This is a genomic window from Pseudomonas sp. 478, from assembly GCF_003254125.1.
Classification (GTDB): Bacteria; Pseudomonadota; Gammaproteobacteria; order Pseudomonadales; family Pseudomonadaceae; genus Aquipseudomonas.
In genome coordinates, this window is record NZ_QKZG01000006.1 from 295483 (window position 1) to 313071 (window position 17589).

General features: G+C 58.4%; 14 protein-coding genes and 1 tRNA gene. 2 read left to right on the forward strand and 13 right to left on the reverse strand.

Annotated elements, in window-relative coordinates:
- Positions 1-777 carry a TatD family hydrolase gene (locus DFS28_RS15120; protein WP_111450455.1) on the forward strand — a complete coding sequence of 259 codons (777 nt, stop codon included), beginning with the start codon at positions 1-3 and terminating at the stop codon, positions 775-777.
- Here the strand turns inward: DFS28_RS15120 and DFS28_RS15125 are convergent, their stop codons facing one another.
- From DFS28_RS15125 to DFS28_RS15145, 5 genes are all read right to left on the reverse strand, one after another.
- Positions 778-1167: a hypothetical protein gene (locus tag DFS28_RS15125; protein WP_111450456.1), complete on the reverse strand. Its 390-nt coding sequence runs from the start codon at positions 1165-1167 to the stop codon at positions 778-780.
- Between the two features lie 255 nt (positions 1168-1422).
- Positions 1423-3453, reverse strand: a complete 2031-nt coding sequence (locus tag DFS28_RS15130) for a methyl-accepting chemotaxis protein (RefSeq protein WP_111450457.1) — start codon at positions 3451-3453, stop codon at positions 1423-1425.
- A gap of 322 nt (positions 3454-3775) precedes the next feature.
- A complete protein-coding gene (gene ampE / locus DFS28_RS15135) occupies positions 3776-4612 on the reverse strand; it encodes a regulatory signaling modulator protein AmpE (RefSeq protein ID WP_111450458.1) in 837 nt (278 codons plus the stop codon).
- Positions 4609-5169 (reverse strand): 1,6-anhydro-N-acetylmuramyl-L-alanine amidase AmpD, encoded by a 561-nt coding sequence (gene ampD / locus DFS28_RS15140; RefSeq protein WP_008149001.1) that lies wholly within the window; start codon positions 5167-5169, stop codon positions 4609-4611. The genes ampE and ampD overlap by 4 nt, the downstream gene beginning before the upstream one ends.
- 64 nt (positions 5170-5233) lie before the next feature.
- Entirely contained in the window at positions 5234-7444 is a 2211-nt protein-coding gene (locus DFS28_RS15145; RefSeq protein WP_111450459.1) for a DUF1631 domain-containing protein, read from the reverse strand.
- 283 nt (positions 7445-7727) lie between these two features.
- Here DFS28_RS15145 and nadC point away from each other — a divergent pair, with 283 nt between their 5' ends.
- Positions 7728-8576: a carboxylating nicotinate-nucleotide diphosphorylase gene (gene nadC / locus DFS28_RS15150; protein ID WP_111450460.1), complete on the forward strand. Its 849-nt coding sequence runs from the start codon at positions 7728-7730 to the stop codon at positions 8574-8576.
- A gap of 114 nt (positions 8577-8690) precedes the next feature.
- Here the strand turns inward: nadC and DFS28_RS15160 are convergent, their stop codons facing one another.
- The 8 genes from DFS28_RS15160 to nusA form a co-directional block, all read right to left on the reverse strand.
- The gene (locus DFS28_RS15160; protein WP_111450461.1) at positions 8691-8996 is read right to left on the reverse strand and encodes a DUF6388 family protein; all 306 of its coding nucleotides are present in this window, start codon (positions 8994-8996) and stop codon (positions 8691-8693) included.
- Positions 8997-9133: 137 nt separating this feature from the next.
- Positions 9134-9206 (reverse strand) — tRNA-Thr (locus tag DFS28_RS15165).
- A 139-nt stretch (positions 9207-9345) separates the two neighbouring features.
- Positions 9346-11451 carry a polyribonucleotide nucleotidyltransferase gene (gene pnp / locus DFS28_RS15170; protein ID WP_111450462.1) on the reverse strand — a complete coding sequence of 702 codons (2106 nt, stop codon included), beginning with the start codon at positions 11449-11451 and terminating at the stop codon, positions 9346-9348.
- Positions 11452-11648: 197 nt separating this feature from the next.
- On the reverse strand, positions 11649-11918 hold the full coding sequence (gene rpsO, locus DFS28_RS15175; RefSeq protein ID WP_003176135.1) for a 30S ribosomal protein S15: 270 nt from the start codon (positions 11916-11918) through the stop codon (positions 11649-11651).
- A 117-nt stretch (positions 11919-12035) separates the two neighbouring features.
- Positions 12036-12953 carry a tRNA pseudouridine(55) synthase TruB gene (gene truB / locus DFS28_RS15180; RefSeq protein ID WP_008149014.1) on the reverse strand — a complete coding sequence of 306 codons (918 nt, stop codon included), beginning with the start codon at positions 12951-12953 and terminating at the stop codon, positions 12036-12038.
- A 3-nt stretch (positions 12954-12956) separates the two neighbouring features.
- Complete coding sequence (gene rbfA, locus DFS28_RS15185) at positions 12957-13358, reverse strand: 30S ribosome-binding factor RbfA (protein WP_008149016.1); 402 nt, start codon at positions 13356-13358, stop codon at positions 12957-12959.
- A 159-nt stretch (positions 13359-13517) separates the two neighbouring features.
- Positions 13518-16046 carry a translation initiation factor IF-2 gene (infB, locus tag DFS28_RS15190; protein WP_008149017.1) on the reverse strand — a complete coding sequence of 843 codons (2529 nt, stop codon included), beginning with the start codon at positions 16044-16046 and terminating at the stop codon, positions 13518-13520.
- A gap of 27 nt (positions 16047-16073) precedes the next feature.
- Complete coding sequence (gene nusA, locus DFS28_RS15195) at positions 16074-17555, reverse strand: transcription termination factor NusA (RefSeq protein ID WP_008024459.1); 1482 nt, start codon at positions 17553-17555, stop codon at positions 16074-16076.
- Positions 17556-17589 lie beyond the last annotated feature (34 nt).

The following is a 17589-nucleotide window of genomic DNA, read 5'->3' on the forward strand; positions in this document are numbered from 1 at the left end:
GTGGAGCTGATCGACAGCCACACTCATCTGGATTTTCCGGACTTCGACGAGGATCGCACGGCGTTGTTGGCCGAGAGCCGCGCTCTTGGAGTGCGGCGGATGGTGGTGCTGGGGGTTTATCAGGGCAATTGGCAGCGGGTCTGGGATCTGGTGCAAAGCGATCCCGACCTGTATGCGGCGTTCGGCCTGCACCCGGTGTATCTGGATGATCATCGTCCTGAAGACTTACACGAACTGGATGATTGGCTGACCCGGTTGGCGGGTCATCGGCAGTTGTGCGCGGTGGGCGAGATCGGTCTGGATTACTTTATCGAAACCCTGGACCGTGAACGCCAACAGGCACTGTTCGATGCGCAGCTGCAACTGGCGGCGGACTTCAATCTTCCCGCGCTGATTCATGTGCGACGCAGCCATGCGGCGGTGATTGCCACGCTCAAGCGGTTTCGCTTGAAACGTGCAGGGATCATTCACGCCTTCGCCGGCAGCAAAGAAGAAGCCCGCGAATACATCAAACTCGGTTTCAAACTGGGCCTGGGCGGTGCCGCGACCTGGCCTCAGGCCCTGCGCATGCATCGTGTGCTGGCTGAATTGCCGCTTGAATCGGTGGTACTGGAAACCGATTCTCCGGACATGGCGCCCGCCATGTTCCCCGGCCAACGCAACAGCCCGGCGCATCTGCCGGCCATCTGCTCGGCACTGGCGGGGATCATGGCGATCAGTCCCGAGCAATTGGCCGCCGCCAGCACGGCCAACGCTTGTGAGCTGTTCAACTGGTAATCAGTCGGCGTGGGCCTTGGCGGCTTCCAGCGTCAGCGTCATGTGGTGTCGGTGCCGGGCAAACCGCATGACGGCGAAGTAGACGAAAATCGCCAACAGCGAAAAATTCAGCTGCTCCACGACGCTGAATATCCCGATCCACTCCAACACCAACGCCACCTGCAACGCGGTGCAAACCATGACCATCGTGCTCGCCCGCAATAATGCCAGTGAGTCGAGGGACTTGAAGCGCTTGATCTGTTTCGGATCGTTCAGTTGTAGCGCTTTCTGGCAGTGGGAACACGCGAACGCTTCGTTGATCGCAATGGCGTTGAGTTGCCAGGGTTTGAGCAGGAGTGTGCTCCCGCAATGAGCGCAATGACCCTGGATTCCAATCGTTACAGCTGACATTACCGAGCCTCCTCAGGGCGGGTCCAAGTGATTGATCTTCCTTGATTAAAGACCAAAAACCAGACGGTGGAGGAAAACCGGAAAAACGCCACAAACAAAGGGAACAAATACTACAGACTGTTCGCAAAACCTGTGGGAGCGGGCTTGCTCGCGAAGGCTGAGCAACATTCAACATAGATGTCGCCTGTCAGGCCGCTTTCGCGAACAAGTCGGATCGCCGCACCGCCGCTCCCACAGGGGAACCGGTTCCAGGCTTCAGACCCGGAACGCGCTGATCAGCTGCTTGAGCTCCACCACCTGAGCCGACAATGCGCGACTGGCATCCTCGGTCTGGTGTGCACCTTCGGCGGTACGCTCACCGGCGCGGTTGATTTCCACAATATTCTGGTCGATGTCGTGGGCCACGGCGGTCTGCTGCTCTACGGCGGCGGCGATTTGCTGGTTCTGATCGACGATCATGCCGACGGCACCGAGGATGTTTTCCAGCGCTTGCTGAACCTTTTCCGACTGCCCCACCGTGCCGTTGGCCATTTGATGACTGGTCCCCATCGCCTTCACCGCAGCGCCAACACCGCTGTGCAGCTTGGCGATCATCTGCTCGATTTCCTCGGTCGATTGCTGGGTGCGCTTGGCCAGGGTCCGGACCTCGTCCGCCACTACCGCAAAACCACGACCCTGCTCACCGGCCCGAGCGGCTTCGATGGCCGCGTTGAGCGCCAAGAGGTTGGTCTGTTCAGCGATGCTCTTGATCACCTCCAGCACACGGCTGATGGACTGGCTGTCGCTGGCCAGTTGGTTGATCACCAGCACCGACTGGTCGATCTCACTGGCCAGTGCAGCGATGCTGCCCTGCTGGGATTCCACCAGCCCGCGACCGCTGATGGTCTCATCGTTGACGCTATGAGCGCTGCTGACCGCTGCCGCGGCACTGCGTGCAACCTCAAGGGACGTGGCGGACATCTGGTTCATGGCCGTGGCGACCTGCTCGATCTGCGTGCGCTGCCCCGCCACCGCCTGGTTGCTCTGGGCGGAAACGTTCTCCACCTGCCCGGCCTGGCGCTCGACCTCACTGACGGTCTGGCCGACCCGCTCGATCAGGTCGTGGATTTTCTTCACGGTGCCGTTGAACACCTCGCCCAACTCGCCCAGTTCGTCCTGGCTGTTAGCGCTGAAGGTCACCGTCATGTCGCCGGCCGCGACCTTGTCCATCACCGCACCAAGACGCTTGAGGGTGGTGCGGGTCGAGGCGTAGAAGCCGCCGTAAAGGTAAAAAATCAGCACAAACACCACCGACAACGCCACGGCCTGCAAGACCATGTGGGTGCGGTTCTGCTCCAGTCGCTGTTGCAACTGGGTGCCGAGGAACTTCAGGGTGGCTTCATTGAGTTGGTAGGTCTGGTCCATCAGGCCCGTGACCTGATCGTAAAAGCCCTGCCACGGCGCATCCAGCGTGTCGGCCATCACGACCTGCTCTTCGAACAGTTCACTGGCCTTTTTCAACGATGCCTTGCTGATATCGGCCTGAGCCGCCAGGGTTTCCCGTGCCGCTTTGCTGGAGCCCAGCGCGTCCTGCAACCTCAGGGCATATTCGGCCTGCAGTTTTTCGATCTGCGCCAGCAACTCATCAAAACGGGTGCTCGATGCCGAGTTGAGAAAGCCCTGCCCCAGCGAAAAAGAACCCATCGCCCGGCCTTCGCCCAGAAGCTGGGTCACGGGCGGGGTGACATTGGTAATGAGTTCGCTCAGCTGGCGCATGTCGCTCTGGGTGTCGCGGCTGAGGCCGGCCTGACTGGCGATAATCTGGCTGAAAATTTGTGCGTTACCGAGCAACTTGCCGATCATCGCGCTTTTGCTTTGCAGGGAGTTTTCCGTTTGCTGGGCCTTGAACGCGGCGATCATTTCATCGCGCTTGCCATCGAAAACCATGATTTGCTCGGGGTCCGCGGTCATCGCCGTCAGCCCTTGCAAACGGGTCAGCACATTTTGCCCCACGGTACTGATCTGCGACTCGACATTGCCGGCCTTGCCGGACTGACCAAGGGTGACGTTGATCTGCACCAGGTTGTTCAGGGTTTCCAGATCGCGCCGTAACGTCAGGCTGCTGCCCAGTAGATCAAGGCTCTGCAGCTCGATCCGGGTGCCCTGGAATTCTCGATAAGAATCGCGCACCAGATAGAAGTTGGTCACCAACATCGGCACAAGGAACAGCACGCTGATCAGGCTGAACTTCATGCCAAAGCTCAGGCGGTTCATCAGCGCGACGGCGGGATAGAGCAAGCTCTTCACTGGAAGTCTCCCTTTGATTTCTTATTCTTATTGGCAGGCGCGGGTCGAGAGCAGATAGCCACTATTCGGCGCTGTCTCTGTATAGCCTAAATCGACGGGAGGTTTTGTAACTTAAGGTTAACGGAGGGCTGTCTTTTCAACAGGCAGCGGATGTCCCTTCAGGCAAGTGATATTCCTGTGGCGAGGGAGCTTGCTCCCGTTCGGCTGCGTAGCAGTCGTAAAACCGGCAAACGCGCTTTAACAGATAAATCGCACGGGGCGTGCTTCGCCACCCAGCGGGAGCAAGCTCCCTCGCCACAATAGCGTTCGCCATAAAGTTGGGTTAAGGAAGAACGGTCCACAGCGCAAAACCGGCGTACCAGAGCACCGCCGCGCGCAGCAGCAGTTCCCAGATCCGGTCGAGGCTGTTGATGCCGTCAGGCCCGACCACCGGCGCCGGGATTTCACCCGCAACCAGCCCGACCTTCTCGATCAATTGGGCGGCGCTGATGTTCCAGTTCAGCAACTCGTGCAGCATCACCCGGCCGACCGCGACAAAGTTGCCGACCAACGCAAAACTCGCCGCCAGCAGACGCACCGGCACCCAGTCGAACGCATGACGTAGTTTGGCGGCGCGCTCGACCACGGCCGGGTTCTGCCCGTGTTCTTCGGCCAGGGCCAGCAGTCGATAGCTCAGGGCTGCGACCGGCCCCAGCAGGAAGTACCAGAAAATCACCGCGAAAAAACTCTGATAAGCCTCACACAGCAGATGCCCTTCGACCCGTTCCAGCAATTGTTCGCCGCTATCGGCGCAAATACCCAGGTCGCGGTTCGCCACATGAGCGGCCGCTTGCAGGTCTTCCCGGCGCCAGGCATCGCGAAACGGCCCGAGACCGGCCAGCAGATCACCGCGGCCCAGACTGTAAATCACCACCAGCAGATGCACCGGCAACGCCAGCAGACCGTAAGCCACCGGGTCCAGTACCAGGAGCAGCAAACCCAGCAGTGCCACTGGCAACAACACCAGGATCACCAGGATCAGCCACGGACTTTTCGCCAGACGCGGACTGACCTCAAGCTTGTTCAGCTCGCGAACCCATCCACCATCGCGCTGAATTCGATGACGCAGGGCCGAGAACTTCTCGATCCAGACCGCCAACAGCAACACCAGAAAACTCATTGTTGTTCCTCTTTTGCCAGGGCGGCGCGATAGCGTGCCCAGTCGAACGCAGGCCCAGGATCGGTTTTACGCCCGGGTGCAATGTCGCTATGCCCGCAAATGCGCTGTGCGGTAATGGCCGTGAACGCGCTTTGCAGCTGTCGGGTCAGGGTCGTCAACGCTTGATACTGAGCATCGGTGAACGGCAGATCATCCGTGCCTTCAAGTTCAATGCCCACGGAAAAATCGTTACAGGTTTCCCGCCCTTCGAAACTCGAGACGCCGGCATGCCAGGCACGCTCAAGACAAGAGACAAACTGAGTGACGGTGCCGTCACGTTCGATCAGAAAGTGCGCAGACACGCGCAGGTCGGCGATCCCTTCAAAATAGGGGTGCTCCGTGACATCCAGACGATTCTGGAAAAACTCCTGCACCTTGCCGGTGGCGAATTGCGCAGGCGGCAAACTGATGTTGTGGATCACCAGCAGGGAAATTTCGTCCGAGGGGCGCGCATTGAAGTTGGGCGAGGGGCAAATATCTACGCCCTGACACCAACCGCTCGCGGGGTCCAACTGCATACAGGTTCCTTCAACGACGACTGTGTTGGCGCCCAGTATGCCGCGATAGACCCTCGGGGCGCGATCACTTGCCGTGATTGAGGCGCCGCAGGTTGCCGATCACTGACTCCAGCGCCCGGTCGAACAGCAAAGTGTCGTCCAGCGCGCGCACCGCGCCACGATGGAATTCCAGCGCCAGACCGGTGCGGCTGCGCTCCAGCACTTTCATCCCGGTGCGGTTGACGAAAATGTACTTGCCGGTGGCTTCAATGATCGCCGCCAGCTTGCAGCGAAGGGTGTTTTCTTCGTCCTCCTGAAACTCGACCCAGCACCCCAAGCGCAGTTGATCGACCTGAAGCAGGCCGGCATCGTCTTCCGGCAAGCGCACTGACGCCGTATCAACCGGACCTTCGTCGGCGGTTCGCAGGACGACTTCCTGCCGCACTTCGACCATTACCGGCGTATCGACAGACTGTTCAAGTTTTTGCCCTGGACGTTCGAACAGCTGAACGTGCAAGGCTTCGAGCTCACTGAAAAATTCGCTGGTAGCGAACGGATCGAAGGCCGAACTGCTCAGCCCGTCGCGCAACGACTTGAGCAATCCAGGTACCAGCGCCAGCAAGCGCAGGCTCGCATCAGGCTCATCATGGCGCTGCACGCTCCAGATCAATTGCTCCATGGACTGCACATCGGCGTGCCACTCGGCCGACTGATCGCCGTGCTTGAGACAGGTCAGCAGCAGCACCTGGCTCCACGCTTCCTGGACAAACACCACCACCCGCTGCGGCAATACTTTGCCCAACAAGGCCTGGTTCAGCACCTGCTCGACGCACTGACGGGCCAGCTCAGTCCTGGCGCGGCCTTCTTCGGCGTCACGGGTACGTTGCTCCAGCAGCTCACTGCGACGACGCTCATCGCTGGTGAAGGCGAGAAAATCCGCAAGCAATTCGGAAAAGACCGCCGGATCATCGACAAAATCGTTCAGCAACCGTTGCACCACTTGCTCGATGCGCAGATACAGGCTGTCGCGTCCATGGTCATCGCACTCGCCCCAGCCCATGGCGGCGGTCGCGATTTCATTGAGCAGGCGTCGGGCCGGGTGACTGCTGCGGCTAAAGAAGCTCTTGTCGATCACCGCCACCTTCAGCATCGGGATCTGCAAACGGCCGATCAACGCCTTGAGCGAATCCGGCAGGTTGCGGTCATCGAGGATGCATTCGAAGAGCATGGCGATCAAGTTGATCACGTCTTCGTCAGCCACCCCGACCACGCGTGACTTGCCACTTTTGACGCTGACCCGGGTCAGCAGTTGTTCGAGCTGGTTTCGCAGATCGAAGTCGTCCTGGGCTTCCGGCGCCGGCACATATTGCTGCAAGTGCGAGAGCAGGCGCATCAGGTCACGGGTGGAAATCGGCTGTGTCTGGGCACTGGCTTCAAGGGTCGGCGCGACACTGCCACGCACGTGAAGCAGCAACTCCTGCAACGCCGCGAAGACTTCCTGCACGCTGTCGTCGGTCGGCGGGCCACTGGCGCGAGTGTTGGCCTGTGCGGGTTCAGCTCCGACGCTGGCCGCTACACGATCCGTGGCCCGACGCGCAGGCGCGGGCTTAAGGTCAGGCAGAACACCGGTGGCGCTCAGCAACTGATTGGCTTCGGTGTAGAGCTGATTGGCATCCCTGAGCACATAGCGCTCGAACAGTTTGAGGATGATCAGCTTGACCTTGATCTCCACCCCCAGGTTGCGCCCGGCCTGCATAAAGTACTCGCAGAGCATCGCCGGCCCCATGGGATTGTGCTGATCGAGCAGTTCCCTGCCCAACAGTGCGCTGAGTCGGGCGGTCAGTTGGTCCAGGGCGAAGCCGTCGCGGTTCAGCACTTTACTGACCATCGCCTCCACTGCCACGCTGCGCTCCACGTCGTCATCGGGCAGCACCACCGAAGCGTCGAAGGCCAACGTCTGGGGCAAGGCAGATTGAGTGATGTCGTACTGGGTAAGGCTGACAAAAGCCGCGAAGAATTGCTCGAGAAAGCCGCGTTCGATGTTTTTGCGCTTGAGGCGCAAGTCGCGCATGGCTTCGAAGAAGAGATTTTGTTCGACGTCATTGCGGGCCCGGTCGGCCATTTCGAACAGCGTGTCGTCGGCGTTATCGAACAGTTCCTGCAAGCCATGCCTGAGCTGTTGAGCGGCTTTGTCGCGAACCTGAAGCAGAATCACAGGCAGGCGGGCGAGCGGCGAGAGAGTCGCCTGGTCGGTAGCGACCTTGTGCAAAGGCACTACATTCCCGTCGTTGTGCATTCAGGCCTCCTGAAAAGGTGCGTCTTCGAAGTCGTCAATCCAAATCCACGTCAAAGCCATGACGTCAAAAGCAAGGCGGATTATCTTGCAAAAGATGTCCCCTCTACCAGCAGACTCTGCGTTTCCCATTGAAATAGACGCTTATGACAAACGCTGACTGAGTGCCAATTGCTCAGGCGAATCGACCAAATGCAGGTTACAGAGCGATGGGAACGCCTCTGATGCCTTGGGTTGCCCAGCGCCATGGCCCTATAATCGGGCCACTTTGTTTGTGGAGTCCGTTATGCCGAATCTACGTCTCGCCGATTTGACCGCCGAAATCGAAGCCAACGTGCGCCGTGCGTTGCTCGAAGACATCGGCAGCGGCGACATCACCGCTCAGCTGATCCCGGCCGAACGCCTGGCCAAAGCCACAATTATCACCCGCGACGCTGCCGTCATCTGCGGCACAGCCTGGGTTGATGCAGTGTTTCGGCAACTGGACCCACGTGTTGCGGTGCACTGGGAGGTGCGCGATGGCGAGCGGGTGAAACCCAATCAGGTGCTGTTCCACCTCGAAGGCCCGGCGCGCTCGCTACTGACGGGCGAACGCAGTGCACTGAACTTCCTGCAGTTGCTGTCTGGCGTGGCCACGCGCGCGCAGTACCTGGCGGATTACGTTGCCGAGACTCAGGTGAAGTTGCTCGACACCCGTAAAACCTTGCCGGGGCTGCGTCTGGCGCAGAAGTACGCCGTGACCTGCGGCGGGTGCCATAACCACCGTATTGGCCTGTACGACGCCTTCCTGATCAAGGAAAACCATATTGCCGCCTGCGGTGGCATCCCGGAGGCCATCAAAGCCGCGCACAAGATTGCCCCGGGCAAACCGGTGGAGATCGAAGTGGAAAGCCTGGACGAGCTGAAGGAAGCCCTGGCGGCCGGTGCCGACATCATCATGCTCGATGAATTGAGTCTGGATGACATGCGCGAAGCCGTGCGTCTGAATGCAGGCCAGGCGAAACTGGAGGCCAGCGGCGGTATCAACGAAAGCACGCTGCTACCGATCGCCGAGACCGGGGTGGATTACATCTCGATTGGTGCGATGACCAAGGATGTGAAAGCTGTCGACCTGTCGATGCGCCTGAGCCTTTGATTGAGAAAACGCCCGTTTCATAGGTGGAAGCGGGCTTGCTCGCGAAGAGGGCGTGTCAGTCGACGCAATTGTCGCCTGACTCACCGCTTTCGCGAGCAAGCCCGCTCCCACAGGTCAGACCACCAGATTATTCATCTCGCAGTACTCTTCCCACTCGACGCCCAACACCTCGGCAGCCTCCTTGTGCAGAACAAGGCGCGCAGCCTCGAACTCTTCAGGGGTTGAGGTGTACTTGAGCGTCAGTTCCCACGGCTGCAAGCCCTGGGACTCTGCCTCATCCTCGAATGCCCACTGGATCTGGTCTTTCTGATCGTCGGCGGGCAGGTCCTTGATTTCTTCGGCTAGCTGGGGCGAATCCAGCAAATACTTCTTCAGCGCTTCTGCGTGTCTGGCTTCTTGGGTCAATTCTTTAACGGTCATGGCGTTCTCTTTGATCTGAGGAATGGAAGATGGATCTGGATCATCAAGGATCTCTCTGACGCAAAAAAACCGTTTGAAGCCCGGTTTGTCTGGCCTTCAGAACCATTCGGGATCATCTGAAAACAACGTGTCGCTCGTGCCCGAGACAGGAATCGAACCTGCGACCTTCGCGTTACGAGTGCGCTGCTCTACCAACTGAGCTACACGGGCAGTGGGCTAAACCTAGCACTGACTTTGGGGTCAGGCAACTTCATGGCTCGCATCATTTTTTCGCAGGCAAAAAAATGCCCCGCAGCTTTCACTGCGGGGCATTTTTTACAACGTTGAAGCGGTCAGGCGTGGGGAGTGATTAAACGCCCGAAGCCTTGGCTGCTGCTACGTCTTTGATGGACAGCTTGATACGGCCGCGGTTGTCCACGTCCAGTACCAGTACTTCCACTTCCTGGCCTTCTTTCAGGATGTCGGTCACTTTCTCTACGCGAGCGTCGCTCAGCATCGAGATGTGAACCAGACCGTCCTTGCCCGGCAGGATGTTGACGAATGCGCCGAAGTCGACGATGCGCTCAACCTTACCGACGTAGATCTTGCCGATTTCAGCTTCTGCGGTGATCCCCAGAACGCGCTGACGTGCAGCTTCAGCAGCTTCTTTGGTTTCGCCGAAGATCTTGATCGAGCCGTCGTCTTCGATGTCGATCGAAGCCTTGGTCTCTTCACAGATCGCACGAATGGTCGCGCCGCCTTTACCGATGACATCACGGATTTTGTCGGTGTCGATTTTCATCGCGATCATGGTCGGAGCGTTTTCCGACAGCTCGGTACGCGACTGGCCAATGATCTGGTTCATCTGACCGAGGATGTTCAGGCGCGCTTCCAGGGCTTGGCCCAGAGCGATTTCCATGATTTCTTCGGTGATGCCTTTGATCTTGATGTCCATCTGCAGCGCGGTCACACCTTTGGCGGTACCCGCTACTTTGAAGTCCATGTCGCCCAGGTGGTCTTCGTCACCCAGGATGTCGGTCAGGACGGCGAATTTCTCGCCTTCTTTAACCAGACCCATGGCGATACCGGCAACCGGTGCCTTCATCGGAACGCCGGCATCCATCAGAGCCAGGGAAGCGCCGCAGACCGAAGCCATGGAGCTCGAACCGTTGGACTCGGTGATTTCCGACACAACACGGATGGTGTACGGGAACACGTCAGCAGCAGGCAGCATGGCCTGAACCGAACGACGAGCCAGACGGCCGTGACCGATTTCACGACGACCAGCGCCACCCATGCGACCACACTCACCTACCGAGAACGGAGGGAAGTTGTAGTGCAGCATGAACGGGTCTTTTTTCTCGCCTTCCAGGGTGTCCAGCAGCTGTGCGTCACGGGCGGTGCCCAGTGTTGCAACAACCAGAGCCTGGGTTTCGCCACGGGTGAACAGAGCCGAACCGTGGGTCTTCGGCAGAACGCCAACTTCGATGTTCAGCGGACGTACGGTCTTGGTGTCGCGGCCGTCGATACGTGGCTTGCCGTTAACGATGTTTTCGCGAACGGTGCGGTATTCGATTTCGCCGAAAGCAGCTTTGACTTCAGCGGAAGTCGGTTGACCTTCTTCGCCGGACAGCTTGGCAACCACCTGGTCTTTCAGTTCGCCCAGACGAGCGTAACGGTCGGCCTTGATGGTGATGGTGTAAGCCTGGGAGATCGCGTCGCCGAACTCGGCACGGATAGCGCCCAGCAGAGCAGTGGCTTCAGGCGCAGGAGCCCAGGTCCAGGTCGGCTTGGCAGCTTCAGCGGCCAGTTCTTTAACGGCGTTGATCACCACCTGGAACTCGTCGTGAGCAAACAGTACCGCGCCCAGCATCTGGTCTTCGGTCAGCTCTTTGGCTTCCGATTCAACCATCAACACAGCTTCCGAAGTACCGGCAACGACCATGTCCAGGCTCGACGCTTTCAGTTGTTCGTAAGTCGGGTTCAGCAGGTAGCCGGTGCTTTCGTGGAACGCAACGCGGGCAGCGCCGATCGGGCCATCGAAAGGAATGCCGGAAATGGCCAGCGCAGCCGAGGTACCGATCATCGCAGCGATGTCCGGATCGGTCTTCTTGCTGGTGGAAACGACGGTGCAGACAACCTGCACTTCGTTCATGAAACCTTCTGGGAACAGCGGACGGATCGGACGGTCGATCAGTCGGGAAGTCAGGGTTTCTTTCTCGGAAGGACGGCCTTCACGCTTGAAGAAACCGCCAGGGATCTTACCGGCAGCGTAAGTTTTTTCCTGGTAGTGAACAGACAGAGGGAAGAAGCCCTTGCCTGGATCGGCTTGCTTGGCGCCGACCACAGTCACCAATACGCTGACGTCGTCGTCAACGGTGACCAATACTGCGCCGGAGGCCTGACGGGCGATACGGCCAGTCTCGAGGGTAACGGTCGACTGACCGAACTGGAATTTTTTGATTACCGGGTTCACGGTGTCCTACCTTCTTTTGTGGCTCTTGGGGAACTTGTCTTCTTGCGAAATTCTTGGGCAACGCCGGGAATCGGCCCGACTGTCATTGTCCAGGTAAAGCAGGTATCCAGATAAAACTTGAGGCTGGGAGCCTGCCATGCGCCAGCGGGAAACCCACTGACGTACGACAGACAACCAACCTCTAGCGCAATCGCTTATTAGCGACGCAGACCCAGGCGACCGATCAGAGCCTGGTAACGACCCAGATCCTTGCCTTTCAGGTAGTCCAGCAACTTACGACGCTGGTTTACCATGCGGATCAGACCACGACGGGAGTGGTGATCTTTACCGTTGGCCTTGAAGTGACCTTGCAGCTTGTTGATGTTGTGGGTCAGCAGTGCAACTTGCACTTCTGGCGAACCAGTGTCACCAACAGCTTGCTGGTAGTCAGCTACGATTTGAGCTTTTTCTTGAACGTCGAGAGCCATGAGGCAATCCTTTTATCAGGAAACTGTTTCAAAAAAACAGTTTCAACAGGCCAGGGACAAATCCCTGTATCTAAAAATGAGTAGTGACCGTGCCTGTTAACAGCCACCCTCGTCCGGTCATTCTGACCGAATCAGTCGACGTGGCGCGATGCGCCCGTCTTCGCTCACTTCACCGATACCGATGAAGCGACCATTGTGATCCTGTACCCGTACCATGCCGAACTTCGGTGCATCCGGGGCTCGTACCGGTTGGCCGTTAAGCCAGTAGAACGAGCTGTGCTCCGAGAACTGCAACAGAGGCCAATCCAGCAGGCCGCTGTCCGAGGGCATCAAAAAGCGGTCGACCGCTTCGTTGCCGCCTTCGGCATGTACCGCTTCCAACTCTTCCAGCGTGACTGTCTGTGCCAGCGTGAAAGGCCCGGCCTGGGTACGTCGCAGTTCAGCAACGTATGCGCCACAACCGAGTTGCTCACCGATATCCTCCACCAGGGTGCGGATATAGGTACCTTTGGTGCAATCCACTGCAAGCCGCGCAGTATCACCTTCAAAGGCCAGTAATTCCAAGCGCGTAATAGTAACAGAACGCGGTTCGCGCTCCACTACTTCACCTGCCCGCGCCAGCTTGTACAACGGCTGGCCATCACGTTTGAGTGCCGAGTACATGGGCGGTATCTGACTGATTTGCCCACGAAATTTCGGCAGTACCGCTTCGACATCGGCGCGACCAACGGTCACCGGGCGCTCCAGCAACACATCACCCTCGGCATCGGCCGTGGTGGTGGTCTTGCCCAGTTGCGCCAGGGTTTCGTAACCCTTGTCGGAATCGAGCAGGTATTGCGAAAACTTGGTGGCCTCACCGAAGCACAACGGCAACACGCCGGTGGCCAGCGGATCGAGACTGCCGGTGTGCCCGGCCTTCTCGGCGTTTAGCAACCAGCGAACCTTCTGCAACGCCGCATTGGAGGTGAACCCCAGTGGTTTGTCGAGCAGAATGATGCCGCTGACGTTACGACGGATACGTTTGACCTGAGCCACCGATTACTCCTTGGTGTCTTCGGCTTCTGCCGCAACCGGATGCTGATTGTCTTCAGCTACCGCACGTTCGATCAATGCCGACAGATGAGCACCACGCACGACGCTTTCGTCGTAGTGGAAGTGCAACTGTGGAACGCTGCGCAACTTCATTTCGCGAGCCAACTGCATGCGCAGGAAACCGGCAGCGGAGTTGAGCACCTTGATGCTTTGCGCGATGTCTTCAGCGTTGTCTTGCCCCATCACGGTGATGAAGATCTTGGCGTGACCGACGTCACGGCTGACTTCAACAGCGGTAATGGTGACCAGGCCGACGCGCGGGTCTTTGACTTCACGACGGATCAGCTGTGCCAGCTCACGCTGCATCTGATCGCCGATACGTTGGGTACGGCTGTATTCTTTTGCCATGTCTTGTTACCTGTTACTGCCACACGGTGAAACCCATGGGGTCTGAAAGCGGCAAACGCCCGGCCTGACAAAAGCCAGACCGGGCGTTGCGTTTAGAGTCCTGACGCTGCGCTGCGCATCTGCATGCGGCGGCTCATCGTGGCCCTTGAAGTGCGCGAGTCAGAGGCTGCGAGCAACCTGAACCTTCTCGAAGACTTCGATCTTGTCACCGACTTTGACGTCGTTGTAGCTCTTCACGCCGATACCGCATTCCATGCCGGCACGTACTTCGGAAGCGTCATCCTTGAAGCGGCGCAGGGATTCCAGCTCGCCTTCGAAGATAACGATGTCTTCACGCAGTACACGGATTGGACGGTTACGGTGAACAACACCTTCGATAACCATGCAACCGGCGATCGCGCCAAACTTCGGCGAACGGAACACGTCACGCACTTCAGCGGTACCCAGGATGTTCTCGCGAACATCGCTGCCCAGCATACCGGTGAGGGCTTTCTTGACGTCTTCGATGATGTCGTAGATCACGTTGTAGTAACGCATATCCAGACCTTCCTGCTCGACGATCTTGCGAGCGCCAGCATCGGCACGCACGTTGAAGCCGAACAGTACAGCGTTGGAGGCCAGTGCCAGGTTGGCGTCGGACTCGGTGATACCACCGACACCGCCACCGACAACACGCACTTGCACTTCGTCGTTACCCAGGCCGTTCAAGGCACCGTTCAACGCTTCCAGCGAACCACGGACGTCGGATTTGAGGACGATGTTGAGCGTCTTCTTCTCTTCCTGACCCATGTTCTCGAAGATGTTTTCAAGCTTGCCGGCGTGAGCACGGGCCAGTTTGACTTCGCGGAACTTGCCTTGACGGAACAGAGCCACTTCACGGGCTTTCTTCTCGTCAGCAACTACGCTCATCTCGTCGCCAGCGTCCGGGGTACCGTCCAGGCCGAGAATCTCGACAGGGATGGAAGGACCGGCTTCCTTGATTGGCTTGCCGTTCTCGTCGAGCATGGCGCGAACGCGGCCATAGTTCGAACCGACCAGCACCATGTCGCCTTGGCGCAGGGTGCCGTCTTGAACCAGAACGGTAGCAACCGGGCCACGACCTTTGTCGAGACGCGATTCAACCACGACGCCACGGCCAGGAGCCGAAGGAGTCGCTTTCAGTTCCAGAACTTCAGCTTGCAGCAGAACAGCTTCGAGCAACTCGTCCACGCCAGTACCGACTTTCGCCGAAACCGATACGAACGGGGTGTCGCCGCCCCACTCTTCCGAAGTCACGCCGTGAACCGACAGTTCGCTACGGATGCGATCGAGATCAGCGCCCGGCTTGTCGATTTTGTTCACTGCAACTACCAGAGGAACACCGGCAGCCTTGGCGTGCTGGACAGCTTCAATGGTCTGCGGCATCACGCCGTCGTCCGCTGCAACTACCAGGATCACGATGTCAGTCGCCTTGGCACCACGAGCACGCATTGCGGTAAACGCAGCGTGACCCGGGGTATCGAGGAACGTGACCATGCCGCGATCAGTTTCAACGTGGTACGCACCGATGTGCTGGGTGATACCGCCGGCTTCGCCAGCAGCTACCTTGGCACGACGGATATAGTCGAGCAGCGAGGTCTTACCGTGGTCAACGTGGCCCATTACGGTCACGACTGGAGCACGGGAGAACGCTTCACCTTCAAACTTCAGGGACTCGGCCAGGGAATCTTCCAGGGCGGTGTCGCTGACCAGGGTCACTTTGTGGCCCAGCTCTTCAGCAACCAGTTGGGCAGTTTCCTGATCCAGTACCTGGTTGATAGTCGCTGGTGTACCCAGTTTGAACATGAACTTGATGATTTCAGCAGCCTTGACCGACATCTGCTGGGCGAGATCGCCAACAGTGATGGTCTCGCCGATCTTCACTTCGCGCACTACAGGGCCGGTTGGGCTCTGGAAACCGTGAGCGTTGCGCTTCTTCAGCTTGGCCTTGCCGCGACCACCACGACGGAAGCCATCGCTTTCTTCGTCGGTAGTACGTGGGGCAACGCGTGGAGCAGGCGCTTTCTCTTTGACCGAAGCACGATGCGGAGCGTTTTTGCGCTCACCATCGCCACTGCCACGACGACTGTTATCGTCGGCACGTGGTTTGTCCGGACGGCGCTGTTCGTTCTGCTTGTTGCGAACATCGGCAGACGGCGCTGGTGCAGCAGCCACAACCGGCGCGCTTTCACGTACTGGCTCGGCAACTGCAGCAGGTGCTGCAACGGCGTCGTTAGTAGCGGATTGCGCAGCAGCTGGCTGGCGACGCGCTTCTTCTTCGGCGCGACGCTTGGCTTCTTCTTCAGCCTTCTGACGTGCAGCATTTTCTACTGCGCGACGTTCTTCCAGTTCGCGTTTGCGCTCGGCTTCGATTTCTTCCGGGCTGCGCTGTACGAAAACTTTCTTTTTACGTACTTCAACACTGATGCTTTTGCTGCCAGCAACACGCAGGGTGCTGGTGGTTTTACGCTGCAGTGTAATCTTGCGTGGTTCTTCCACTTTCGCCTTGTGGCTGCTTTTCAAGTGAGTCAGCAAAGATTGCTTCTCACTGTCAGTCACATGTTCTTCGGCGGCGGTGTGCGGCAGACCTGCCTCACGCATCTGCTGCAACAGGCGCTCTACCGGTGTTTTGACCTCATCGGCCAGTTGTTTCACCGTGACTTGCGTCATGCACTTCTCTCCTCAGGCCGCGCCTAATTACTCGAACCAGTGGGCTCGGGCGGCCATGATCAACTTGCCGGCACGATCATCGTCAATGCCGTCGATGTCGAGCAGGTCGTCAATAGACTGCTCGGCCAGGTCTTCGCGGGTAATTACGCCGCGCACCGCCAGTTCCATCGCCAAATCCTTGTCCATACCCTCAAGCGAGAGCAGGTCTTCGGCCGGATGGGCGTCTGCCAGCTTTTCCTCAGTAGCGATGGCTTTGGTCAACAAACGATCCTTGGCGCGAGCACGAAGCTCGTTGACGGTTTCTTCGTCAAAGCCGTCGATGTTGAGCATTTCTTCCAACGGTACGTAGGCAATCTCTTCCAGGCTGGTAAAGCCTTCATCTACCAGCACCTGTGCCAGGTCTTCGTCGACTTCCAGCTCGTCGATGAAGTTGCGCAGGATGTCGCCGGTTTCTGCTTGCTGCTTAGCCTGGATGTCCGATTCGGTCATCACGTTCAGGGTCCAGCCAGTCAACTGGCTAGCCAGACGCACGTTCTGACCACCCCGACCAATGGCCTGAGCCAGATTGTCTGCGCCAACGGCGATGTCCATTGCATGGGCATCTTCGTCAACGATAATTGCCGCCACTTCAGCCGGCGACATTGCATTGATCACAAACTGAGCCGGGTTGTCGTCCCACAGGACGATGTCCACACGCTCACCGCCCAACTCACCCGACACTGCCTGGACGCGCGAACCGCGCATACCGATGCAAGCGCCTTGCGGGTCGATGCGTTTGTCCTTGGAGCGGACCGCGATCTTGGCGCGCGAACCCGGATCACGGGACGCAGCCATTACTTCGATCAGGCCTTCAGCGATCTCCGGCACTTCGATGCGGAACAACTCGATCAGCATTTCTGGCGCAGTACGCGACAGGATCAGCTGCGGGCCGCGGTTCTCGGTGCGGATTTCCTTGAGCAGCGCACGCAGACGCACGCCAACCCGGAAGGTCTCGCGAGAAATGATGTCTTCACGAGCCAGCAACGCTTCGGCGTTGTTGCCCAGGTCGACGATCACGTTGTCGCGGGTCACTTTCTTCACGGTGCCGGAGATGATTTCTCCCAGGCGCTCGCGATAGGCATCAACGACTTGAGCGCGCTCGGCTTCGCGAACTTTCTGCACGATGACTTGCTTGGCAGTCTGTGCAGCGATGCGGCCGAACTCGATGGATTCGATCTTTTCTTCGACTACATCACCAACCTGAGCACCAGGATGCGTTTCTGCAACCTTGCTCGGCCAGGTTTCGATGGCCGGATCGTCCAGGTCTGCCTCTTCGACAACAGTCCAGCGACGGAAAGTCTCGTAAGCACCGGTGTGGCGATTGATTTCCACACGCAGATCGACTTCGTCCTCAAAACGTTTTTTGGTAGCAGTGGCCAGAGCCAGCTCCAGTGCTTCAAAAATTACGTTTGCCGGTACGCCCTTTTCATTGGATACCGACTCAACAACCAGCAGTACTTCTTTGCTCATCGTACGCCTCGCCTTTCGCAAGCCATTGGATCCG